Below are 22930 nucleotides of genomic sequence, written 5' to 3'. Positions count from 1 at the left end.
TTAATAATCCGAGCTGTTTTCTAAAATTTTTCCATTAAGATGCTGTTCAACTTCTTCTACATTACGGCAACGCAGCAATTGCGGGAGCGAAAGCACGATCGCAAATTTTTCATAGATCCGTGCTGAAATTGTTTTCAGGTGTTGAGGACGCAACCCCATGCTGATGAAATCGCTGTCTCCATCGATGTGGCTAGCGTGTGATTGGCCGAGCACGTCCAGATAAATTTCCAGCACCTGTTTTTTCATCGCTGTTTCTCTAGCAGGGAAAGCGTCGTGCTTAACAGACGGTTGCTCATGTACCGATTCCGTCAACAGGCTGCGTGCCTTAGAGCGATCAGGCTTGCCATTTGGTGAGAGCGGTAATTCAGTGACTGGTAGGAGCCGTGTTGGAATATGCGATGCTGGCAGACATTGGCAGGCATATTTGCGCAATTCTGCGCCTGATAAAGCCTCCTCTTGTTGCGGCACATAAAGTACGCCGATGGCGGTCTCACCGTGCATTTCCTCACCATAATCCACCACAAGAACGTGCTTAACCAACGGGTGGCGAACCAGTTCATTCTCGATATCCGGCAACGAAATACGTACTCCACGCACCTTGACATAACCGTTGACACGGCTATCAAAGACAATAATGCCATCACGACGATAATGCCCATGATCACCGGTCCGGAACGCGCGGATCTCTTTTCCGTTCGTATCTTTGATGGTCACAAAATTGGTCTGTGTGAGGCTTCCATTTTCCAGATAACCCAACGCAACATTGACGCCTGCTGTATGAATAAGTCCAGTAACACCCACCGGACAATGATTTCCACGCCCGTCTAGCAGAAAATAACTGTTAGCCGGTAAGGGCCTTCCATAGGGGATCTGGCTAACGTCGTCCAGCCCTATTTCATGCCATATACTCCATATAGTCGTTTCTGTTGGTCCCCCCAACGAAATCAACCGTACTGACGGCAGGAGTGTACGCAGGCTACCAATAACCGCCGGTTTGATGTAATCGCCACCCTGAGCAATCAGCCGCAGGCTTTTCAATTCATCCCCTTGACGGCATGCGAGAAGCATTTCCAGAATAGCAGGTACGGAGCACCATAATGTCACCTTGTGCTTGGCAACCAACTGGTTCCAGCGTAGTGCATCCTTTTCTTCACCGATAGCGGGAAGAACAAGGGTCGCACCTGCGGTCAGGCAGCCAAAAACGTCGAAGACCGACATATCATGATGCAAAGGCGTGACAGAAATGAAGACATCCCGATGCGTTACGGACCATTCGTCAAGAGTACTGGTGATGACATTCGATGTTGATTTATTGGATAAAACAACACATTTCGGCCTTCCGGTTGTTCCGGATGTGTAGAGGTAATAGGCGGGTTCTTCGCTTGATGAGAGAGCGTCAAGCATAAGCGGAAGTTCCGCCAACGGCTCGGCAGACAAGAGTTTTTCAGGTGTTTCTGCTGGATACTCAATCCCTTCTCTTTTTGTCGTTACCACAAGATCTGGATGGCAGTTCTCAAGGAGATAGCGCAGTCGCTCTGAGGGCGAATCTGCGTCTATCGGAACCCAGATCACCCCTGTCAACGCACAGGCCAGGGTCACAGCCGTGTGCTCAGGCCCACGGTGCATACAGAGGGCAACGACACTCCCCTTGGAAAGCCTTTTCTCCATGAAAGCGCCCATTATTCGACGCACATGACATCCCAGTTCAGCGTAGCTGACATGCCTGTCGCCACTGATAAGTGCTGTTTTGGTGTTTTTGCTGTCGAAAATATTGGTGGCTATCCGACTGAGAAATCGCCCGCAGTGAAAATCAGTTTCAATGCCGTTAAATCGATAGTGGTTTGTATCGATAATATCCTGCGCCGAAATTGCGAATACGCCTGAAGTTGCGATGGCCTGTATTGCTTTGCTTATCGCTCTTAATATGTCTCGAACAAGATCCGATTCAACCGCTTCAGTGGCATAATCGATGTCAAAAACAAGCGCTTTATCTGCATTGATCGAAAAACGAATATCCATCGCAACTTGTGGTGTCTGAGTTAGCCCACTATGCAACTGCATACAACTTTCATGACCTGATACTGGCCACGAAAGTCCGTTGGTAATCACCACCGGTAAAACAGGGCCTGCACCATGCTTTTCGACCAGAAGTCGGGTAATGTCTATACCTGAAAATGCAAGATGTTCTAGCCCTTCCAGCACCTCATTCTGTAGAGTGTTAGCTCGCTCAGAAAGATTGCCCTGCTCAGCATTCCAGTTAACCACAATAAAACTTGAACGATTGCACAAAACCCCGGATACCTGCGGTGCGACGGGAACGCCAATGAACAAACTCTTCTCGTCGATCCAATGGGACATAACCTCAAGAACCAACGTCATGATGGTAGAATTCTTGAAAAGCATTTGCTTGGAACCGGCTTTCGACACTGCGATATAATCTTCCCGTGCTACAATCAGACTTTGCCGTGCATAGAGAGAAGTGCCTATTTGTGCCAGTGGTTTTGTCCATGGAAGTCGTAGTGGACCACCGATTGCCTCAATCTTTGTTTTCCAATACGCTTCATCTCTCTTGCGCTTTTCAGAGATATCTTCCTCATCCAAGGGAGCGCCAGTATCCTCCACGATTGATACCTTGCCCTCGAAAAGTTCTACCATCAGGACAGCTATCGATCGTCCATCAAGGATCAGTGCGTCAAAACGAACAAACGCGATCAGGTTATTCTCTTCCGGTTGATTCTCTGGCAAACGAAACAGCGTGATGTCCCACGGAGAACGCTCCAAGTCGAAAAGGGCATGGGCAAATTCTTCACGGTGGCTTTCCACATGACGGAGTGCCTCTTCCCGTGACAGGGTACTCAGGTCGATTTGCTGTAAATTGATATCTGCTTCTGCGCTAACATATTGGACGAGTCGCTTTGCATCTATCCGGGTGCGTAAACTTTCATGACGCTGAACCATATCCGCCAAGCGATTTCGCAGATGTTCCAAGTCCATGCGCCCGCGATACTCGCGGAATTCTTGCATCGCAACGCCACCAAGCGGTAATTCTGCCCGCCGCCCAAGCAGATATGCCAGTTGCAGGGAGGTTAATGGTTTTTCCATGCTATTCTTTCGCTCGATTTTTACAGTAGAGTCAGTAGTTCCAATTCTGGCTCTCGGTGATGGGGATGTTATTTCATCGGGTGAATGTATTGCTTCATCGAAGCGCTGCGGATATGTGGCGATTTCACGAACGAAATTAACAAAACGGTCGAACATTGGGGTTATCCATTCTTCTGGCAGTATATCCAGACGAATGTCCCAGTTGATGAGAATACCACCGTCGGCGGAAGCGACTTGTGCGTCTAGCGCAACTTGCGGGCCTTGTGAGATAACCCAGTTCATAGGACCAAATGCACGCTTGACTCGATCTGAGAGAAGCTCTCCCTCCGGGATATCCAGTGCTGCGGTGAAGACGACAGGAGTCAATTGCGTAGCGCCATGATGTCGCGAAAGATCACGCATCAGATTCACCCCCGGATAAGCCGAATAGGCGAGTAGATCTGTCAATTGTCCACCAAGCCGTTTACAAAGGTCAGCAGGGCTTTCTGCTTCATTGATACCCACGCTGAGTATGAGTATATTGGAAAAATCGCCGACGATCTTTTCCACATTATCCACTAGGGGGGAACGCCAGAACATCGGCACATTGAGCCGAAAGCACTTATCTCCGGTATGCCTTCCAAGAACAATAGAGAAAAGTCCCAGCATTAAGCTCGACATGGTTATCCTGTGTGTTCGGGCAAGCCTTTTCAATGCCTGACGCTCGTCTGGCGGGAGCCATGCCGCCAGACGATGGCTACGAGCCTGATTGGACAAGGTTTTGTTAATCGGCAACACAGGGGCTGGTGGAATGTGCGGAATACGTGAGCGCCACCAGATTCTGTCCCTTTCACGGGCAGCTTTTAGATAGGGATCGGTGCGTACCTGATCGCACCAGTTGAAATATGACGCGATCACCGGAATCGGCTGATCCGGGTTATCATAAAATCTCGCCAAATCCTCCATTAATATCCTGAAACTCGAAGGATCGATAGCTATCATATCTGTATCGACATGCAGGCGAAATTTTCCGCCATCTCGTAGACTGAGTGAAAAACGGGACGCCTGACCAGAAGAAAGATCAAGCTTCTGATGGGTCCACTCCATGCGTTTAGCAAGAAGTAACCTTGCCTCCTCCTGTTCTGGTAATCCCCTAAAATCCTCAATCTCCAGCAACGACGACTCACCGGATGGAATAACAGACTGAAGCCCTTCAGCGTTGACGCAGAGTCTTAGCATGGGGTGCAGAGAACAAACACGTTCCAGAGCCTGTTTAAATCGTTCTATCTCAATGTCATAGCCGTCGAACTCGGCATAAAGATGTGCGGCAACACCTCCCAAATTGGCCTGAACGTTACGCCCGACCCAGCAGGCTGCCTGCATTGACGTTAATTCTCTCATAGTTTATTCACGTGGTTTAAAAATCCAGATTAATAGGAACAAGTATAAAAATAAGTTGAATTCACATAGCCTCTGGCGGACTAGAGCATTTTATTGTTTTGTCTTAGCCCACTCTCCTATCGCTCTGAGAGTGTGTTCCGCACTGGCAAACGTGGGGGTAAAAACTTCGCCTGCATTAAGAAAAACAATCCGTTTTTCGCGAGCAGGTTTCATATAGTGAGCCCATCCAGGCACAATCCGATCAAGTGCAGAACGAATCGCTTTCTCATCGTGCTCCTTGCTGCCCCAACTATTGAGTACTACCAGAACATCCGGATTGAGTTCGCCTAATTTGTCAGCGCTCAATTGTAAAAGTAGTTGAGATGAGGTAGCAGAAACACCGCTTTGTGCCGAGAGTTTCATGCGGGTGAAACCAAGATCTTCCAATGCTTGAGTGAAACCGGTTGCTTCGCCGACGACATTGATCTGATCTGTTACCAGGATCGGTAAATAGGTCTTATTAGCCATATTTTCCGGCAAAAGGGTGCGCGTTGCCGCTACACGTTGTAAATACATATCCCGCCGCTTTTGAAAATTCTGCTCACGCCCGGTAAGTTTGGCCAAATTTTCTTCAATATTGAAATTATGGAATTTTCCAGAAAGGAAATGTTGCAAATAGACAGGAGCAACCGTTGAAAGCTGTTTTACCTTGTCGACATCGAACTCTGTTCCAATAATGAGGTCGGGTTTAAGTGCGTAAAGTTTTTCCAGATCGATTTCTCGGCCAGAACTGATGCCTTGTGGTTTTGTCTGCCCTTCACCGAGTACAGTATCGACGAAATCGGCACCAAACTGATAAGTACCATCTTCCGAACGGCCATAACTGCCGACGGGTTGAACTCCCAGCTCCATTAGGGGCAGACCGATAGCAGGCTCGCTCATCACCACAATACGTTGTGGCTCTTTAGGTATAACGACTTCCCGTCCCATAGTATCCGTGACCTGCCGCGTTGCGGCAAAAGCCGGAGTTCCCATTAAGCACAGTAATATGATAGCAATAGCAGATCGCATAATGTTTTCTCTTTCAGAACGAAGTAGGGTTATGTGGCTCGGTCAGGCAACAAACCTCCCCTGACCGAACTTACATCCATAAATAATTGGTTCATCACCCCATAGACATCACACAGGAACTTGAGCAAGGGGGAGACTTGAGACTTCAGGTGTTGTGAAGAATGTGAAAACGTTATCTATGGTTTCACAGATGCGCTGGATGTGTTCTTCAGGGTAACGATCCGTACGGTAAGTTATCACCAGTCGCATTATTCTTTCTCCATCAATGACATCCTCCATGATCTCGAATTGAAGACCAAACATGGATTCTTGTTTATCAGGATCGATTTGTCGGTAGCGTATCTCGTTACCAGACGGAGTCTTAAGAGCACCATTCAACGCATTATTGGCATGAATCTGAATATAAACGTCGAAAATCAGACCATCTTCCGGTGTCATCCCTAACGATTGTTGGATAAGGTCGAGCGGTACATCCGCATACGGCATTGAATTATTGATAGTGTCTCTGGTGGTTTCGATCAGTGAGCCAACGGATTGCTCTGGATAGAACTGCAGCCGATGCGCAACCATGGTGGTAAAGTAGCCTACTGTTTCATAGGTATCAGGATCGGTACGACCCGATGCAGAGGTCCCTATCACGATATCCTTCAGATTGCCAAGTTTGTGTAGCGAAAGCGCAATTGCAGCGTAGACAATACTGAACAGAGAAGCATTATTCTGTCGAGCAAAGGAATAAAGACGGTGGGTAATTTCAGGTTTAGGTTTGTATTCAATCCAACCAGCTTTTGACGAACTTTCATGCGCTGCGATAGTCTTCTGGTTGTCAGATAAGCCGAGTTCTAACCCGTACGTTGCATCACACAGCATGTTAGTCCAGTAATCAAGGTGCTTTTGATTAAAGCCAGTTGCCTGCTGTTGTAGAGCAAACTTATGGAATGACAATGCGTTTCTTTTCCAGACAGGCGCCATACCTGCAGAACGCGCTAAATAAGCCTGGGCCAGTTCCTCCATCAGAACGTTCAACGACCATTCATCAATAACCATATGATGAACGAGGAATGACAATATTTGGCGTCCGGTTTCTGGATTGCGGATCAGCCGTATTCTGATTGGCAATTCGTGGAAAAGATCGAACTTATAAGCAGCTTCGTCCTCAAGATGTACACCTTTACTTTCGTGACTGTGCCAGAACCACTTATCATTGTTCACGTCCGACATGGCGACAATCTGCTGACAGATCTCACCATTTTGAACATGGAATAGCGTGCGCAGACTGGTGTGACGCTCGATAAGATCAGAAAAAGCCTGCTCAAGGATCGTTTCGTCAACCTCATCAAGAAAATCCAGCGCGAATGGCAAGTTGAAGATGGTGCCAAATTCATAAGCGCTATAGGCATTCCAAAGAGAAGTTTGTGCAAGTGCCAAAGGTGCCGTCAAGCGATCGTTTTGCATCTGTGCCGAAGGTTCCACGCCCTTACTCTGATTTATTATCACTGCGCGTGATGCCAAAGCGGCAGCTGAAGGATGACTGAAGAAATCACTGAAATGCACTTCCAGCCCGTGCGTGCCAAGGAGTTTACCGATAATGCGTGTTGCCAGAAGAGAGTGACCACCACAGTCAAAAAAATCATCATCCAGCGTCATATCTGTAATCGCCAAAGTTTCACGGAACTCTGACAATATGATCTCTGCTATTTCATCAGTACCAGCGGAAATGTCCTTTTCGGGGGTATTGTGAGCAGAATACACAGCAGTGCTAGGTATAGGATTCGCGACTAAACCCGTAATGGCATCTTCACTACCTTTAAGGAATGACACAAAACGATTTAGCAGAAACTCGCCACTATGAGCGGAAATCGCCTGGCCGGTTGTTAATATAAGGCTAATTTCTTCTGTACCTTCACACTCTGTTGCCAGTTCAAAATCGGGACGCATTTCATAGGTTGGCAATAGGATGGGATGGCTCAGGAAACTCTGTTGTTCAACCAGGCCATTCGGACGAGATAACAACCGAACATATACCCAAGACTCATCATCCCCTGTTACAGGAGTACCGGAGAGAAAATTGTCTTCGTCTGGTTGAGCCTGAAGCCTATCCATGACAGATTTGACTATCTGTGTTTCTTCCCTGCCACACTCGATAATCATGCGGCGGAAACCATCCGGCTGTAACAGACAAAGTGCAATGTGTTCTTGACCACCGAGCAGACCAATAAACTGGGCAAACCTGACTGAAATCATGGCTGACACCCAGTGGGATAGTTTGTCGTGAGGAAGGGACGTTTTCAGTTCATTAATTTTAAGTCCTGTTTTCCAACGCAGTGCAAGTCGATCTTTACTCAGGTCAGTTGTGACATCAAAAGAGGAATGAATAATGCTGTTCTCACTATTGCAACAGCGCAGCCAGGGCACGAGAGAAGCCGCTTTTCCGTCGAAAGGTAGTAAGGAAACACGTTTTAGAGATGGAGGCTCTACACTGTGACCGGCATAAGCGCGGATCAGTATTTCGAGTATCTCTTTTTCATGACAAACTTGTGCCAATATGTCGTGCAAAATAAGAGATAAAACAACTTCATTATTTTTTTGTATTATCAGTACTTTAAAAGGTGGATGCTGTTCAGGGATCCAAGCAGATGCTTGTACAGCTAGTATCTGCTTGATCATGTCTGCATGTGAGCTGGCATGGAAAAACTCAAGGCATGTCTGCCAGCCCATGATTCGGGTTTTATGTAACTCACCGTCATCATTTAACTCATAGCGTACGTTCAGATCCGGTATTGCTTCAATAACAGACTGAATAGCATGTATCAGCATTGAAATATTAACATCGTCACGAAGCTGCCAGGCTGAGAGTTGCTTGAGAATGCGGCTAGGATTTTGTTGCTGTAGTAGCCAGATATGTTCTTCGTAACGGGATATGGATAGGTGCGATAACTTTCCTGAATCAATATTCAACATGGATTTTCTCGTTATTTTATCGTGTTATCAAACTGAACAGTCATTTTTTACAATGCATCAATACGAGCCAATATCCATTAAATGCCACACAGGAGGACTAATACTGCCTTGCAGAATATGCGTTGCAGTGGCTGCCGTATTTGAATTGACAAAAATATACAATTGACAAATAAGAAGGTTAACATAATATTGTTAGTCTGTGAACATTAATGATAATGATAATGATAATGAGAATTATATCCGCAAAAACAACCACCCCGATTAATGTAAAAATGGGAAATCCGCTGTTTTCACGCAAAAAAATGTTACTTAGTAGTGCGATTTTGTTTTCCTTATCATCCTTGGGAAGTCAAGCTGCCACTTTGACTCCACCAGAGAAAAACAAAACAGGGAGCGATGATGTCGATGTCATCACAGTAACAGGTGAAAAAACAGAAAGAACTCTGCAGAGAACGTCAAGTTCAGTCACAGTTATTTCTGGGCAGCGGATACAAGATAAACCTGAGGCGACAACTATCGTTGATATTTTGCAGGGTACACCTAATGTGCTTTATACCAGCAATGCAAATGCACCGAGTATTCGTGGTATTGAGACAAATGGGCCTCTCGTAGGAGGAAATACCTTTCTTTCTAAACCCATACCACGAGCGACTATCAGTGTTGATGGGCGTTATATCAGCTCCGCAGAATTTAGTTTGGGGAGAGGAGCTGTTTGGGACGTAAATTCAGTAGAAGTATTCCGTGGCCCACAAACGACGACACAGGGCGCGAATAGTATCGCCGGTGCAGTTATTATCAAGACTAACGATCCCTCCTTTACCCCCGAATTCGATGGACAGGTTTTATACGGAAGCCACCAAAAGAAACGTGCTTCTTTTACTGTCAACGGCCCATTGACAGAAAATCTCGCAGTACGCCTCGCCATGGATTACAGCGATAGAAAGACATTCATTAAATATACCAATCCCGATTTCTATGATTCTGATATGAACAAAGATTTCGAAAATCTGGATATCCGTGCTAAGGCACTTTGGCAACCTCTGGATAGCCCTTGGTTGGTCAAACTGACCTACTCCCATATGGCAGCAAAAAATCCTGACAGTGAGTCGGCATCATTGCCTTACAGTAAATTGAATAACTTTACGCTAGGCATCAACAGAACTAAGACCAACAGTGATGTCGGTATCTTAGATCTCCAATATACGTTCGAAAACGATATGGTGTTCTCCAACCAGCTCCAATATTCTTCATCGAAGTATCGTTACACTTTCTCGAAGCAGGTTTCTGGTATCGCGAATCGCGATTCGAACAATGTTTCCAACGAAATGCATTTGAACTTCGGTGATGAATATTCAACCTGGAGTGGAGTGACAGGGCTATATTACTCGCGGGACAAGGCCTCAAATGTACTTGATAATCTGCTGGGCAAGGCAGACGCCGATCTGACTAATACCAGTGTCGGTCTTTTCTCAGAGACTACTAGGCGTTTTGCGGAAAAATGGGCTCTGACTGGCGGTTTGCGTTATCAATATGACCAAGTCAAGCATGAAGGGGTCACCAGCTATGTGCCTGGTGTTTATCATGAATATAGCAAAGGGTTCCATGCTATTCTGCCGAAAGCGTCTCTCGCCTATGACGTTACTGACGATATAACCGTCGGTACTCTGATAAGTAAAGGCTATGCGCCGGGTGGTACAGGTGTGAATTTCTCTGGGCATTCCTATTACACCTTCGCGCCGGAGAAGGCTTGGAATTACGAGTTGTTTGCACGTGGTACAGCACTCAATAACCGATTGCTGGTAACCGGTAATATCTTTTATACCGATTATAAGGGATTCCAGAGTGCTGTAACGGATTATAGGAAAGACCAACCTAACGGTTCTATCCTTGTCAACGCCGATAAGGCGGTAACCTATGGACTTGAGCTGGCGGCAGATTATCGGGCTCTGGACAATCTTCGCCTACGTGGTGGACTTGGATTGCTTCATACTGAAATCAAAAAATTCGCCGATTATCGAGGAAACTTGTTTGAAGGAAAAAAATTCGCTAAAGCGCCTGGCTACATGTTTAACGTCGGTGTTGACTGGAACATCACGGAACAAGTTCGTCTAAGTAGCGATCTTCGTTATGTGGATCGTTACTTCTCAAATGACCAGAACGATCCCGAATGGCGCGTCAGTTCCTATTTAGTTTCCAATCTCCGTTTATCGTATAATCCGATCGACAATCTCGAACTCTTTGTTTACGGAAATAACATCTTTGACAAACGTGCGCCAACATACAAATACCATGATCGTAAAGCTGGGATTTCAGGATACATGCTGGAGCCACGTGAAGTGGGTGTCGGAATGAAAGTACGCTTCTAAAATCAGTATTGACCGCACCGACTTATCGGTGGTAAATCGGTGGTAAGAAGTAAGGGGGAGCTAATCAGCCGCTCCCCCTTTTTCCATCTTAAATCACGCGTAGTACTTATTCTCTGACTTCACGGCCTGACAATTTTTTTAATCATTTATTGGCCTGAATTCGCGACTACATAGGGTTCTATTAATAGCAGCTTGGTTAATTCCTTGGACGAAGGCTTACTTTCTTCCCCTTTAGGAACCACAAAAAACTCACCTTGCTTTATTATTACGTGATCATTTTTAAAATCTATACGAAGTTCACCTTCAATAACCATAAATACCTTGTCTTCATCTTCATGTGTGTGCCACATAAAATCACCTTCAGCGAGCAATATGATTATCTTATATTCATTTGTTTCAGCTATCACTTTCGGTGACCAAATTTCTTCTATTAAATCAAATTCTTGTTTTAAATTATTGACTTTTCTCAATGCTGCAATATGGCTCATGTTATATCCCTTTCCTTTAACTAGTTTTTGGTTTAGATTTTTAATACTTACCCATTCCATCTCATTATAGTCTTTCCGTTCTTTATAGTGGCATACAGGTAAACAAATTTAAACATTCGGTTTATCAAGCACCAAGTGTAGCGCCCCCATCAATGACAATATCTTGCAACGTTATATGGCTTGCTTGGTCGGAGGCCAAAAACAAAATGACGTTGGCTATTTCGTCGGGCTGTGCGATTTTCCCAAGTGGAATGCCGAGCTTAAATTGTTCGGTAAAGCCGTTGATAAGACGCTGATATGCCATATCATCATCGTTGAGCATTCCCTCCAGCATTGGCGTCAGTGTGGAACCAGGTGAAACAATGTTACATCGCACCCCAAAAGGGGCCAGTTCCAACCCCACACTCAGGCACAAGCTACGCATCGCAGCTTTAGAGGCACAGTAAACTGCCATATTAACGCGCGGCACGTGAGCTGCGTTGGAGGCTATTGAGACGATATTGCCTCTGCGCTGACGCTGGAAGTGTGGAATAAGGATTTTAAACAGATTAAATACTGCACCTGCATTAACGTTGATTGAGCTTTCCCAGTCTTCATGGCTTAACGTTTCTGCAGAGCCAAAGCGCAGAATTCCCGCACCGTTAACCAGCACATCCAGCCCATTTGCCTTCAGCAATGGAGGGCAGATTTTTTGCACCGCATGAGCATCGCTGACATCCAGAATGAGCGTCTCAAACGGCATTGAATCAGGAAATTTCAAATCGAATCCAAAAACCCTAGCTCCTGCCTCGTGAAAACGGAGGGCTGTTCGAAAGCCGATACCATTCCCAGCTCCTGTTACCCAGACAGTTTTTCCCTTGAAGTCGTTCATTTCTCTTCCAAATCGTCGTTCAGCAGTGCAAGCCAGTTTCGCAGCGTTGGTTGTTTCATCAGCGTGGTAAAATCAATTTCGTACCCTTCCTGGCGGCACTTTGAAACAAAGGACATTGTGCGTAGCGAGTCTAAGCCGTAATCAAGCAGGTTTTCGTCATCATCAATGTCGTGTGCATCTTCGTCCAGTGCGGGTTGCAATATGGCAAGCAAACGTTCGCGATCCCATCTACGTTCTACTGCGGGAGGGATAAGTGCCGACAACGCCATAGAGGTACTCAACACTCGTCCGGAACGACCCGCAGTATAGCGGAGCGCCATCATATGCTCTTCCCGGCTGAAATCCGCCAGCGCATCACTTATCATAAAAGCCTGTATATCGCGCATAAAGGCATCAGTAGCAGTGGTTAGGCAACCGATATGGGCGTACACGCCACAGATTATAAGCTGGTCGCGCTTACATTCTTGCAGATAGGTTTCCAAGCCAGAGCGCTGAAACGCACTGTAGCGCCACTTCACCAACACAGTGTCCTTCGGTTCGGGGGACAGTGCTGCTACGATTTTTTGCTGTTCTGGATAGCTGTTCAGGCCAGGTCCCCACATATCATTCAGTAGCGCTCGATCAACGTCATTTTGTTGGTTAGGCTGAGCTGTGTAAAACACTGGAATACCGAGCTCATGGCAACGCGCGCGCAGAGTCACTATGTTGTCGATAACCTGCTGAATCATATTGCTCTCTTTTCCCCAGAAGTTGAGGAAATATTCCTGCATATCGTGAATTAGCAGAGCGGCGCGCTGTGGCTCCAACCTCCACTCGACTTTATTTACAGGTAAGGCGGTTTCATCGGGCAGGATATAGTCCTGAATTTTAGGAATGCTCATAGCGTATTTTCTCAATTTTCTAAGGTGGCGCTGGCAAGTGCACGTAACGCCTGTTTGTTGATTTTTCCTACCGGAGTGAGCGGTAACTCAGGTAGACTTTCAAAACGATCGGGGATTTTGTAGTCAGCTATACCTTGCTCGCGTAGCCAGCGTCGCAGCACAGCTGGTTTCACGGATTCGCGTTCGCGCGTTACCACAAAGGCGCAGGTTTTCTCACCCATTAGAGAATCAGTAATAGCGACCAGTGCGGCGTACACCACCGCTGGGTGGCGCAGCAACAGATGTTCAACCTCTTCAGCGGCAATTTTTTCGCCACCACGATTTATTTGATCCTTTTCACGTCCAACGACTTTCAGATATCCATCGGGAAACTGAATAACCACGTCGCCAGAACAATAAAACCCGTTACTGTCGAACACCGTCTGGTTATGTTCTGGGCTGCGGTAATAACCTCGAAAGGTGTATGGGCCCCGAGTCATCAGCAATCCAGGCTCTCCGTGCGGTACAGGAAGGCCTTCTCGGTTTGCAACCCATACCTCATCATCTTCACTGATGGGGCGTCCTTGAGTTGTGAAGGTATGCGCATCGTCATCGTCTAGTCGGGTGTAGTTCACCAGACCTTCTGCCATACCAAATACTTGTTGGAGTTGGCAGCCCAACTCTTTTGGAATGCGTCTGGCCAGCGTTTCTCCCAGAGGGGCACCGCCGACCTGCATCACTTTCAGGCTAGAGAGTTCGTTGGCGTGGCCTCTGATATTGGCATATTCCAGCCAGATGCTGACTGCTGGTGGCACCAGAGCGACGATATTGATCTGGTGACGGGCTATGACCGGAAAACATCCGTCCGGGCTAGGATCGGGGACGAGGATGACCTGACCACCCGCATAAAATACGCCCAGCGCACCCGGTGAACTCATAGGATAGTTGTGTGCGGCCGGCAGTGCGCAGAGATATCGAGTTTTACTACTGATGTCGCAGATCGGATTGCTGGCGCGGATACTGTAATAATAGTCGTTGTGGGTGCGTGGAATCAGCTTGGGGGTGCCAGTGCTGCCGCCGGAAAGCTGGAAAAATGCGACCTCATCCGCTGGCGTTGGCGTTGGCGTGAAGTCTCCGGGCTCTTCCGATATCAGGCGTGAAAGCGAACGGTTCGAATCTGAATCCTCATGGTGAAGCACCACTGTTTTCAATTCCGGACACTTGGCTATCAGAAGATCAATAAAAGTATCGTCATGAAACTGGCGATGCTGGCGATCGGCAATGAGTATCTCTGGCGTAATCTGGTGCGCATACGCAGTTAATTCACTGCTCTGGTGGCTATAAAGCGCGTTAACGGGTGCAACGCCCAGGCGCAACAAGGCAAAAAAGACGATATAAAACTCCGCTTCATTGCCAAGCTGTACTAATGCAGTTTGTCCCTGACGCACGCCACGTCGATACAGGGAAGCAGCGAGTCGGTTTACTGCTTCATTAAGCTCTCGATAGCTCCAGCATCGCTCCCCGCAGAATAGTGCCACAGCATCGTTCTCGCGGTGAATATCGAGGATCTCACTCAACGGGCGATCAATCCAATACCCTTTCAGTCGATAACGTTCGGCCATATCCTGAGGCCAGCGACTAAATTCAATCATAATATCTGCTCCTGTTGCGTTGCAAAACCAAGTGCACTCAGCATGGTGTTAAATTTGGTACGGGTTTCCAACCATTCGTTTTCCGGAACAGAATCCGGAACAATGCCAGCACCGGCAAATAACTCAATCTGATGAGACCGAACTTTACCGCAGCGGATCGCCACAACCCATTCCCCGTCTCCGCGGGCGTCACACCAGCCGACAATACCGCCAAACCAACCGCGGTCGAATGGTTCCAGCTCGCCGATCAGGTTGCGGGATGAGGTATAAGGAGAACCACATAATGCAGGCGTGGGATGAAGTAGACAGGCAAGAGACAATGCGTTATCGCAATCACCAGACAATATCCCCTGGATCTCAGTAGCGAGATGCCAAAGCGCAGGCGTGCTGAGCAGCGAGGGTTCTGCAGGGATCGTCAGAGACTGGCAGAGATCCGTCAATTGGCGACGGATAGCCTCTGTGACCACCAAATGCTCATGGCGATCCTTTCCGGAGTTCAACAACTTTTCCCTGATATTTCTGTCACTAGAGTCATCGTCACCTCGCCGCGCTGAGCCGGCAAGAGGACAGGAGCGCAGGACATTCCCCTCTTTACGTAACAGCAGTTCAGGGCTAGCACCGATTAGAGTGCCATCTGCTAGCGGCAAGTGAAAGTTGTAGCTCTCAGGATTCTGTCTGTTGAGCTGTAGCCATAAGCTCAAAGCATTAAGCGGGGAAGTGCTTTCAATCTGCAGCAAGCGTGACAACACCACCTTATTCAGTTCACCAATGCGCAGTGGATTCAAGGCGTTTTCTACCATGCTGCAAAATACATCATGATCTGGAATGTAGTGAGCTTGCCCCTTCACCTGCACCGGAGAATCGGAGAGATTAAAGGCGTGGCGATCGAACCAGTAGTGGGTCTTCGGAATAAACAGCGAGCAGGGTTGGCGTTTATCAAACGGAATAGCTCCCACTACAATGGGGTTTTCTACTCCGGCCTGCTGAGCCTGACCAAGCAACTGTTGCACTTTCTTCTGGAACTCACTCTCAACATGATGTCCGGATGCGGCAGGATGTGTCAAGGTAGCGAAGCATCCCCGAGCGAGCAGGCTTTTGTGGGGCGACAGAAAGATAAAGTCATCCTCTTGCAACGTTAGTGAAGGAAGATCATGGGTAATACCAGACAAAATCAAGTTCCTCTTGTTGGTGTAGGTGCCAGCTTTTCCCCCTTTCCTGAGAGGAGAAAAATACCGACGGCAACATGAGAGCGAGCCGCCAGCGGTGCCGGATACCAGGTGTTATTAGCGATAGCTGGACGTGGAGAACATGCTGTAGTCGTAGCAGTAGAAGCGCGCTTCTTTTCTACAGCAGGAGGCGACATGGTGAGGTTATTGACGTTAAACTGCACAGATGCGCCTTTCAAATTGGAAGTATTTTTTCTTAGTTTATTACTTATGTAGCAAAAGCGGTGGCTTACGACTTCATCGTTGCGGTTAGATGAATCTAGATAATTGGTGAAAACACTGTTGGTATAATTTAGTGCCTTGGATATGAAAATCGTTCTTTTGCTATCCATCTGGTGACGAGTAACCACGGAGATGACCTGCCGTAGTTTGAGAAGTAGGATCGCCGTTTTAGCGCCTGATACGAAACTTTTCGCTACAATCCTTCTCATGGGTAGCGTTACGCTTTTCCGCTCCGCGACTGCATCCCTTATGGTCCCTTCCCCATCGCTAGCCGCATACGCCCCGTCAGATAACATGGATATTGAAAATAGTGTCGCCTGAAACCCAAATTTTGTACGTCTGGCGATGATTTTCGCCATAAATTTTTTTCTTCTTATCTTAAACATAATCAAACACCGTCTGATTTGCCTTATGAAAATATTTAATAACAATTAATTTGTGCTGCTTACAGGCGGCGCCAGAAATCCAATTTGACAAAACGTTCATCAGGAGAGGTGTTGGCTCCTGAGAAGGAAAACCCCATTACAATATTTTAAATAGAAATGATTATCAATGTAATTTGTATTATTAATTGATACCGTTTTCTTGTAAAAATTTCTATAGATATAGCAACAGAGAAAAGTCATCTAACTATTGCGTGGGTATGGGGATTTTGGATCATGACATTAATCTATTGAGTCCTGGAAGGCTTTGCTAGTACATTGGCTGCCTTGATCGCGATGAAACATGATACCTTATAGCTTCTCCCTTGATTCAAATACTATTTCTAACTCTTTCTATGTCAACTCAGAATCCGGGAAAATGACATCATCCGGCCAATGGGGTTGCACGCAAACAAGTCGAGAACTACAGCCAAATACACCCAACGTTTACCGATCCAAATGTCGGTCACATCCCTATACTTGATGGGGTTCAGTGACCGCAAACTGCTCGTCAAGATGAGTAGAAATATCAAAATTTCCGAACAGTTGGCAAGGAAAGCCACTGGATAATGTATTCTGAATTGCTCGATCATATAGCAATATTTACTGAGGGAAAACAAGCGGATTTCACCGCCCGAACTGTGTTGCCGGGAAGCCAAACCACACCAGACAGAAAGTTGCCTGCCATTCGAAAATATATCTGCATTGACCTCATTCACAAAAATCGCTGCAATGAGAGGATCGATACAGGAAATAATAAGCAGATGGCCACAGCCTGTTTGTCGGCGATAAAGGGAAGCAATTTCGCATTATCATTCACATTGAGAATAATCTTTATCAAAATTATATTTATTAATATTACTATGCCATAAATCACGCTTGCAGTTTTATAAGAAAAAAATAACCATAATGGATTGAGTAAGCAGATATATGAATTTTCATATTAATTATAACCTTCGAAATGGCTTGTTTTCTATGACTCTAATAGCTTATTTATATCGTCAATCTTGGGTATTATTGTTGGTATCGACAATAAGCGCATTAATTAGTGGGTTTGCCGGTGCTTCGATAGTTGGGATGATCAGTCAAGGAGTAACAGAAGAGATTAACCTGATTACATTTCTTTGGAGCTTTTTTGGCATCTGTTTTATTTTTTTCATTACTAAGACCGTGTCAGAAATTACATTATCGCATTTAGCCCAATCCACGGTTTTTTCATTACGTCTAAGTTTAAGTAATAAAATTTTGCGGGCGCCACTTAAAAAACTACATAAACTTGGGCGGCACGGTTTATTGGCGGTTTTAACCAAAGATGTCGATGTTTTTGTACACTCCTTTATGTTGGCTCCCTCTGTTTTTGGTAATATCACCCTAATCATAGCCTGTTTTGGTTATTTAGCCTGGATGTCATGGCAACTGTTTCTCATTTTAGCGGCACTTAGCCTGATTGGCATGTATGTGTTTTATCTATGGGAAAAATATCCATTACAATTAATGACAGATATGCGTGATCAAATAGATAAAATATACCTTAATTTCCAAAGCCTGATTGATGGCAGTAAAGAGCTGCAACTCAATAAACAAAAAGGAAATCTTTTCATTAATAAAGTGATTGCGCCTGCTGCCAAAGTGTTTCAGGAGATCTGTATTAAAGCGAACTCCAGCTATGCCTGGGTGATTAATGCCAGTTCTGTAACATTTTATGTCATGATTGGTATCATTATTTTTGTTGTTCCGATTTGGCTTCCCCAGGAACCATCAACATTGGTGACTGTATCGTTGCTTGTTCTCTTCTTATCCGGCCCAATCAGTGAAGTTATTGGCGCAATTCCGGAGCTGAGAGAGGCGGAAGTTTCATTAAATAAAATGCGGCGTCTTGACAGCCAACTGGAAGAAGCCCTATCGGCACAAATTGAAGGCCCCAACCCATTTAACAAGCAGCAAGCCATCGAGATTGAGCTGAAAGATGTTGTCCACCATTACACAACGGATAAAGAAGATCGCCAGTTTGCACTCGGCCCATTAAGTTTAAAAATATCGCAAGGTGAAATTGTTTTTATCGTCGGTGGGAATGGCAGTGGGAAAACAACACTTGCCATGTTGCTTGTTGGCCTGTTTGAGCAAGAATCCGGTACTATCTCATTAAATGGTGTGGAAGTCACACCAGCAAATAATGAACATTATCGTCAACATTTTGCGGCCGTTTTTTCTGATTACCATCTATTTGAGCAGTTACTCAATAGCGATGCGAATGTCACCGAAAAAGCAACACATTATATTGAAGCGTTAAATATGGCACACAAAGTTAAAATTGTTGATGGCGGATTTTCCACCACAAATCTTTCCGCAGGTCAACGGAAACGACTGGCTTTAGTTTCAGCTTACCTGGAAGACCGCCCTATTTATCTGTTTGATGAGTGGGCCGCCGACCAGGATCCGGTGTTTAAACGCTTATTCTATACTGAGCTACTGCCAGAATTAAAAGCCAGAGGTAAAACTGTCCTGGTTATTAGTCATGACGATGCTTACTTTAATATAGCTGACCGCATTATTAAATTAGAGGATGGCCATATTAAAGAAGTTGATCATAAGGGCCATTATATTCAATAAAATGAAATAAATCTTATGGCAGAGAGCCTGATAAAGCAGGCTCTTATTTCACTTTAGATACCCAGAAAAACTTGAGAAAAAAATCACTAACGGTAATAAAATTTATTACATAATTCCCATAATAAAGTGAGATACATTAGAAAAATATTATTAGAAATATGTAATAGAACTATTTAATGTGAATTATCTAATTTTGTAATATACCAATCGTCTTTCAATATGTGTCTTATATCTCCCCGCTACGCAGGGAGATATAAACAATCACATTGATTCGCAAACTGCACCTTGAAGTTGGATTGGTATAAACATAATTTCCTAGTCGGCAAGAAGGAATTAAATAAATATAAAAAATAAGACTGTTCTTTTTTATTAGAATGGTCAGTTATTTTTATTGTTAAAACCCAAGTGTGATTTTTTGTTTTATCCGTTCTCATGTTTTTATTTTTAATGTACCCATAAAAAGGGAGCTATAGAATGAATTACCCCGAAAAATTGAAATCATTCCCTTTATCAGAAGCTCAACGCAGCCGCTGGTTTCAATATCAAATTGATCCTGACAAACGCGGTCAAAATAATAGTGCATTTTGTACACGCATTAAAGGATTAACGGCCAAGCGTTTAGAAGAGGCTCTCAATAAACTGGTACAAAGACATCCGATGCTGCGGGCAAGTTTTGGACTATACCACGGCGAATTAGGTTATTGCATCGCAGACAGCGCTAACATCACACTTACAGTACACGATGCCCAGCATCTTAGCGAAGAAACGCTTAAACAGCGTGTTCAGGACGATTGCTGGCATATGTTTGACCTGGCCCATCCGTTGCGGGTTTATGCCAGCTGGTATCAACGCAATCAACAAGAAAGTGTCATGGTCTTGACCTTTGATCATCTGGCCGTTGATGGCTGGTCTTATTGGATACTGTTAGATGAACTTGATGCTCTGCTGTCGGCAAAACCCCTGGAACCCGCACCAGAAAATAGTTTCCACGATTATGTGGAATGGCAACAACAATGGCTAAAAAGTACCAGCGCTAAAAAACAACAACAATTCTGGCAAAACACATTGGCGGGTGATTTAGCTATCTCACAATGGCCACCAAAAAACAGCCCCCTGCACGCCACAGGAAAAATATCGTTAAAGAAAATCATTAACCAGTCACTGACGCACAAGCTGCAAGCATTAGCGCTAAAATATGACAACAGCCTATTTGCTGTTTTTCTGGCTGCCTACCAAATCCTTCTCAGCCGTTATACCGCAGTGGATGACGTCATTATCGGTTCTATCTTGCCGGGCAGAGGCCGGGCACGTTGGGGAAAATTAGTCGGCGAATTTATCAATCCGGTTGCTTTACGCTGCCAGATAAACCGTGATATGACCGTACAGGAACATATCACACAAGCGACGAAGACTATTCGGCAGGGTATTGAAAACCAGAAATATCCGTTCACCAAGATACTGGAACAACTAAAACTGCAACGCAATGCAGAAGTTCACCCTGTTTTCCAGACAGTCATGATATTCCAAAAAGCCAGATATATCGGTGACCTGACTACCCTCTGGATGGCGGAAGATGACGATATCACGGTACAGTGGGGAAATGCAGAGTTACGACCTTTCCCATATCCTCTCTATGCCGATGTCCCCGTTCCATTAATGATAAATGTCTTAGAATCTGGCGAGCATATTGGTTATACCTTTTATTACGACACGGCAATATTTGATGCAGCATTCATCTCCCAGCTTATGCAAAACCTTTTGACTCTGCTGGAAGCGATGATAAACGACGAACAACAGACAATTGATCGTTTGCCATTGATGGATGAACAGGCACGTCAGCAAATCCTTCATGATTTTAACAATACGGATAAGCCCTTCCCGCAACACGCCTTAATCCATCAATTTATTGAGCAACAAGCAGCACGCAACCCAACTGCCATTGCACTGCTATATGAGAATACGCAGCTCAGTTATATGGAATTGAATCAGCGGGCTAACCAGCTAGCTCATGCCCTTGTCGCAACGGGAATTCATCCCGATGATCGCGTCGCCGTTTGCATGGAACGTAGTTTGGATATGGTCATTAGTCTGTTGGGGATTTTGAAAGCGGGGGCGGCTTATGTGCCACTCGATCCGGAATATCCCACAGACAGGCTCGCTTATATCCTGTCAGACAGTGAACCTGTGATCCTGCTAACTCATCATGGCTTGCAAGAACAACTGCCCGTGACTGAAATTCCTGTCTGGTTTTTAGATAATCCCACCGTTCAGGCCAATATTACCCGCCAGGATAATGATAACTTAGAGGCCGCTTATTTAGGGCTGACATCACGTCATCTGGCCTATGTCCTCTATACCTCTGGCTCAACCGGACTCCCCAAAGGGGTGATGAATGAGCATCGCGGCGTGGTTAACCGTTTGCTTTGGGCGCAAGAGGCTTATCAATTAACCCCACACGATCGCGTCTTACAAAAAACGCCGTTTAGTTTTGATGTTTCCGTCTGGGAATTCTTCCTTCCCCTGATGTCTGGGGCGCAATTAGTGATGGCTCGCCCCGGCGGTCATAAAGAACCGCATTATTTATTGGAAGAGATAGAACGCCGTCATATCACGACGATCCACTTTGTCCCCTCCATGTTGCAAAGTTTTCTCCATTACATTCCAGCCGGACGCTGCCTTTCCCTACGCCAAATTTTATGCAGTGGAGAAGCGCTGCCTTATGCCTTGCAACAACACTGTCTTTCTCACTTGCCTCACAGTGAACTGCATAATTTATATGGCCCCACGGAAGCAGCCATTGATGTCACGGCCTGGCAATGTGTTCCGGATCGCTATATCGGACAAGTGCCGATTGGACAGCCTATTGCCAATATCCAAATCTATATTCTCGATACTCATGGAGAAGCCGTTCCAATTGGTATGGCGGGGGAAATTTATATCGGTGGAGTGGGTGTCGCCCGTGGTTATTTAAACCTGCCTGAATTAACCGCTGAACGTTTTATTAACGACCCATTTAATGCCGATCCTGATGCTCGTCTGTATAAAACTGGCGATCTGGGACGTTGGCTACCAGATGGCAGTATCGCCTATCTGGGACGCAACGACTTTCAAGTCAAAATTCGCGGATTGCGTATTGAGCTGGGTGAAATTGAAACTTGCCTGACCCAGTGTGCGGGCATTCGTGAAGCGGTGGTGATTGCCCGTGACAATGGACCCCATGACAAACGACTGGTTGCCTATTTGATCCCAAATCAGGATAGCACCCCAAGCATTTCTCAACTGCGTGAGCAATTAAGCCGCACTCTCGCCGATTACATGATACCGGCTGCCTTTGTGGTAATGGAGGCGTTTCCTCTCTCGCCAAATGGCAAGCTCGATCGCAAAGCTCTGCCTGCTCCCGATCACGCAGCGATGTCAAGTCGTGAATATGCGGCTCCAGAAAGCGAAACCGAAGCGCAGTTGGCCGCTATTTGGCAAACATTATTGGGGCTGGATCGGGTAAGTCGCTATGACAACTTCTTTGAGCTAGGTGGTCATTCTCTGTTAGTGCTACAGCTACAGTCGCAAATAAAACAAACATTTGATGTTGAATTATCTATTCATCAACTGTTTTCCCACCCAACCCTCTGTCAACTTGAAGAATGCATTATTGACTCTCTATTGCTGCAATTCGATTCAGAGTCTCTGCAAGATGTTTATAAATCAATGAATTAGATTTTAATT

The 22930-nt window shown here is 45.7% G+C and carries 12 protein-coding genes and 2 pseudogenes; 3 read left to right on the top strand and 11 right to left on the bottom strand.

Annotation, left to right across the window (positions count from 1 at the left end; all coding sequences use genetic code 11):
• The 3 genes from WDV74_RS05410 to WDV74_RS05400 form a co-directional block, all read right to left on the bottom strand.
• Nucleotides 1–4482, bottom strand: a complete 4482-nt coding sequence (locus WDV74_RS05410) for an amino acid adenylation domain-containing protein (protein WP_338885038.1) — start codon at nucleotides 4480–4482, stop codon at nucleotides 1–3.
• 90 nt (nucleotides 4483–4572) lie between these two features.
• On the bottom strand, nucleotides 4573–5532 hold the full coding sequence (locus tag WDV74_RS05405) for an ABC transporter substrate-binding protein (RefSeq protein ID WP_338885037.1): 960 nt from the start codon (nucleotides 5530–5532) through the stop codon (nucleotides 4573–4575).
• Between the two features lie 108 nt (nucleotides 5533–5640).
• Nucleotides 5641–8490 carry a condensation domain-containing protein gene (locus WDV74_RS05400; protein WP_338885036.1) on the bottom strand — a complete coding sequence of 950 codons (2850 nt, stop codon included), beginning with the start codon at nucleotides 8488–8490 and terminating at the stop codon, nucleotides 5641–5643.
• A 227-nt stretch (nucleotides 8491–8717) separates the two neighbouring features.
• On the opposite strand from WDV74_RS05400, the gene WDV74_RS05395 reads away from it, so the two are divergent.
• Nucleotides 8718–10856: a TonB-dependent receptor gene (locus WDV74_RS05395; RefSeq protein ID WP_338885034.1), complete on the top strand. Its 2139-nt coding sequence runs from the start codon at nucleotides 8718–8720 to the stop codon at nucleotides 10854–10856.
• A 146-nt stretch (nucleotides 10857–11002) separates the two neighbouring features.
• Here the strand turns inward: WDV74_RS05395 and WDV74_RS05390 are convergent, their stop codons facing one another.
• The 8 genes and pseudogenes from WDV74_RS05390 to WDV74_RS05355 form a co-directional block, all read right to left on the bottom strand.
• Nucleotides 11003–11344, bottom strand: coding sequence for a cupin domain-containing protein (locus WDV74_RS05390; protein WP_338885033.1), 342 nt, complete (start codon nucleotides 11342–11344; stop codon nucleotides 11003–11005).
• Between the two features lie 124 nt (nucleotides 11345–11468).
• Entirely contained in the window at nucleotides 11469–12215 is a 747-nt protein-coding gene (dhbA, locus tag WDV74_RS05385; protein WP_338885032.1) for a 2,3-dihydro-2,3-dihydroxybenzoate dehydrogenase, read from the bottom strand.
• Nucleotides 12212–13096: an isochorismatase family protein gene (locus WDV74_RS05380; protein WP_338885031.1), complete on the bottom strand. Its 885-nt coding sequence runs from the start codon at nucleotides 13094–13096 to the stop codon at nucleotides 12212–12214. The genes dhbA and WDV74_RS05380 overlap by 4 nt, the downstream gene beginning before the upstream one ends.
• A gap of 11 nt (nucleotides 13097–13107) precedes the next feature.
• Nucleotides 13108–14730 (bottom strand): (2,3-dihydroxybenzoyl)adenylate synthase, encoded by a 1623-nt coding sequence (locus WDV74_RS05375; RefSeq protein ID WP_338885543.1) that lies wholly within the window; start codon nucleotides 14728–14730, stop codon nucleotides 13108–13110.
• A complete protein-coding gene (locus WDV74_RS05370) occupies nucleotides 14724–15896 on the bottom strand; it encodes an isochorismate synthase (RefSeq protein WP_338885030.1) in 1173 nt (390 codons plus the stop codon). The genes WDV74_RS05375 and WDV74_RS05370 overlap by 7 nt, the downstream gene beginning before the upstream one ends.
• A gap of 2 nt (nucleotides 15897–15898) precedes the next feature.
• Nucleotides 15899–16534, bottom strand: coding sequence for a hypothetical protein (locus tag WDV74_RS05365; RefSeq protein ID WP_338885029.1), 636 nt, complete (start codon nucleotides 16532–16534; stop codon nucleotides 15899–15901).
• A 378-nt stretch (nucleotides 16535–16912) separates the two neighbouring features.
• A pseudogene (locus tag WDV74_RS05360) lies at nucleotides 16913–17116 on the bottom strand (IS3 family transposase); the annotation flags it as partial.
• An 83-nt stretch (nucleotides 17117–17199) separates the two neighbouring features.
• Nucleotides 17200–17355: pseudogene (locus tag WDV74_RS05355) on the bottom strand (transposase); the annotation flags it as partial.
• A gap of 217 nt (nucleotides 17356–17572) precedes the next feature.
• On the opposite strand from WDV74_RS05355, the gene WDV74_RS05350 reads away from it, so the two are divergent.
• On the top strand, nucleotides 17573–19207 hold the full coding sequence (locus WDV74_RS05350) for a cyclic peptide export ABC transporter (RefSeq protein ID WP_338885028.1): 1635 nt from the start codon (nucleotides 17573–17575) through the stop codon (nucleotides 19205–19207).
• A 474-nt stretch (nucleotides 19208–19681) separates the two neighbouring features.
• Nucleotides 19682–22921 carry an amino acid adenylation domain-containing protein gene (locus tag WDV74_RS05345; RefSeq protein ID WP_338885027.1) on the top strand — a complete coding sequence of 1080 codons (3240 nt, stop codon included), beginning with the start codon at nucleotides 19682–19684 and terminating at the stop codon, nucleotides 22919–22921.
• Nucleotides 22922–22930 lie beyond the last annotated feature (9 nt).

It is taken from the genome of Xenorhabdus sp. TH1 (genome assembly GCF_037260955.1).
In the GTDB taxonomy this organism is placed as follows: Bacteria; Pseudomonadota; Gammaproteobacteria; order Enterobacterales; family Enterobacteriaceae; genus Xenorhabdus; species Xenorhabdus griffiniae.
This window is presented reverse-complemented; position numbering and strand designations above follow the sequence as displayed.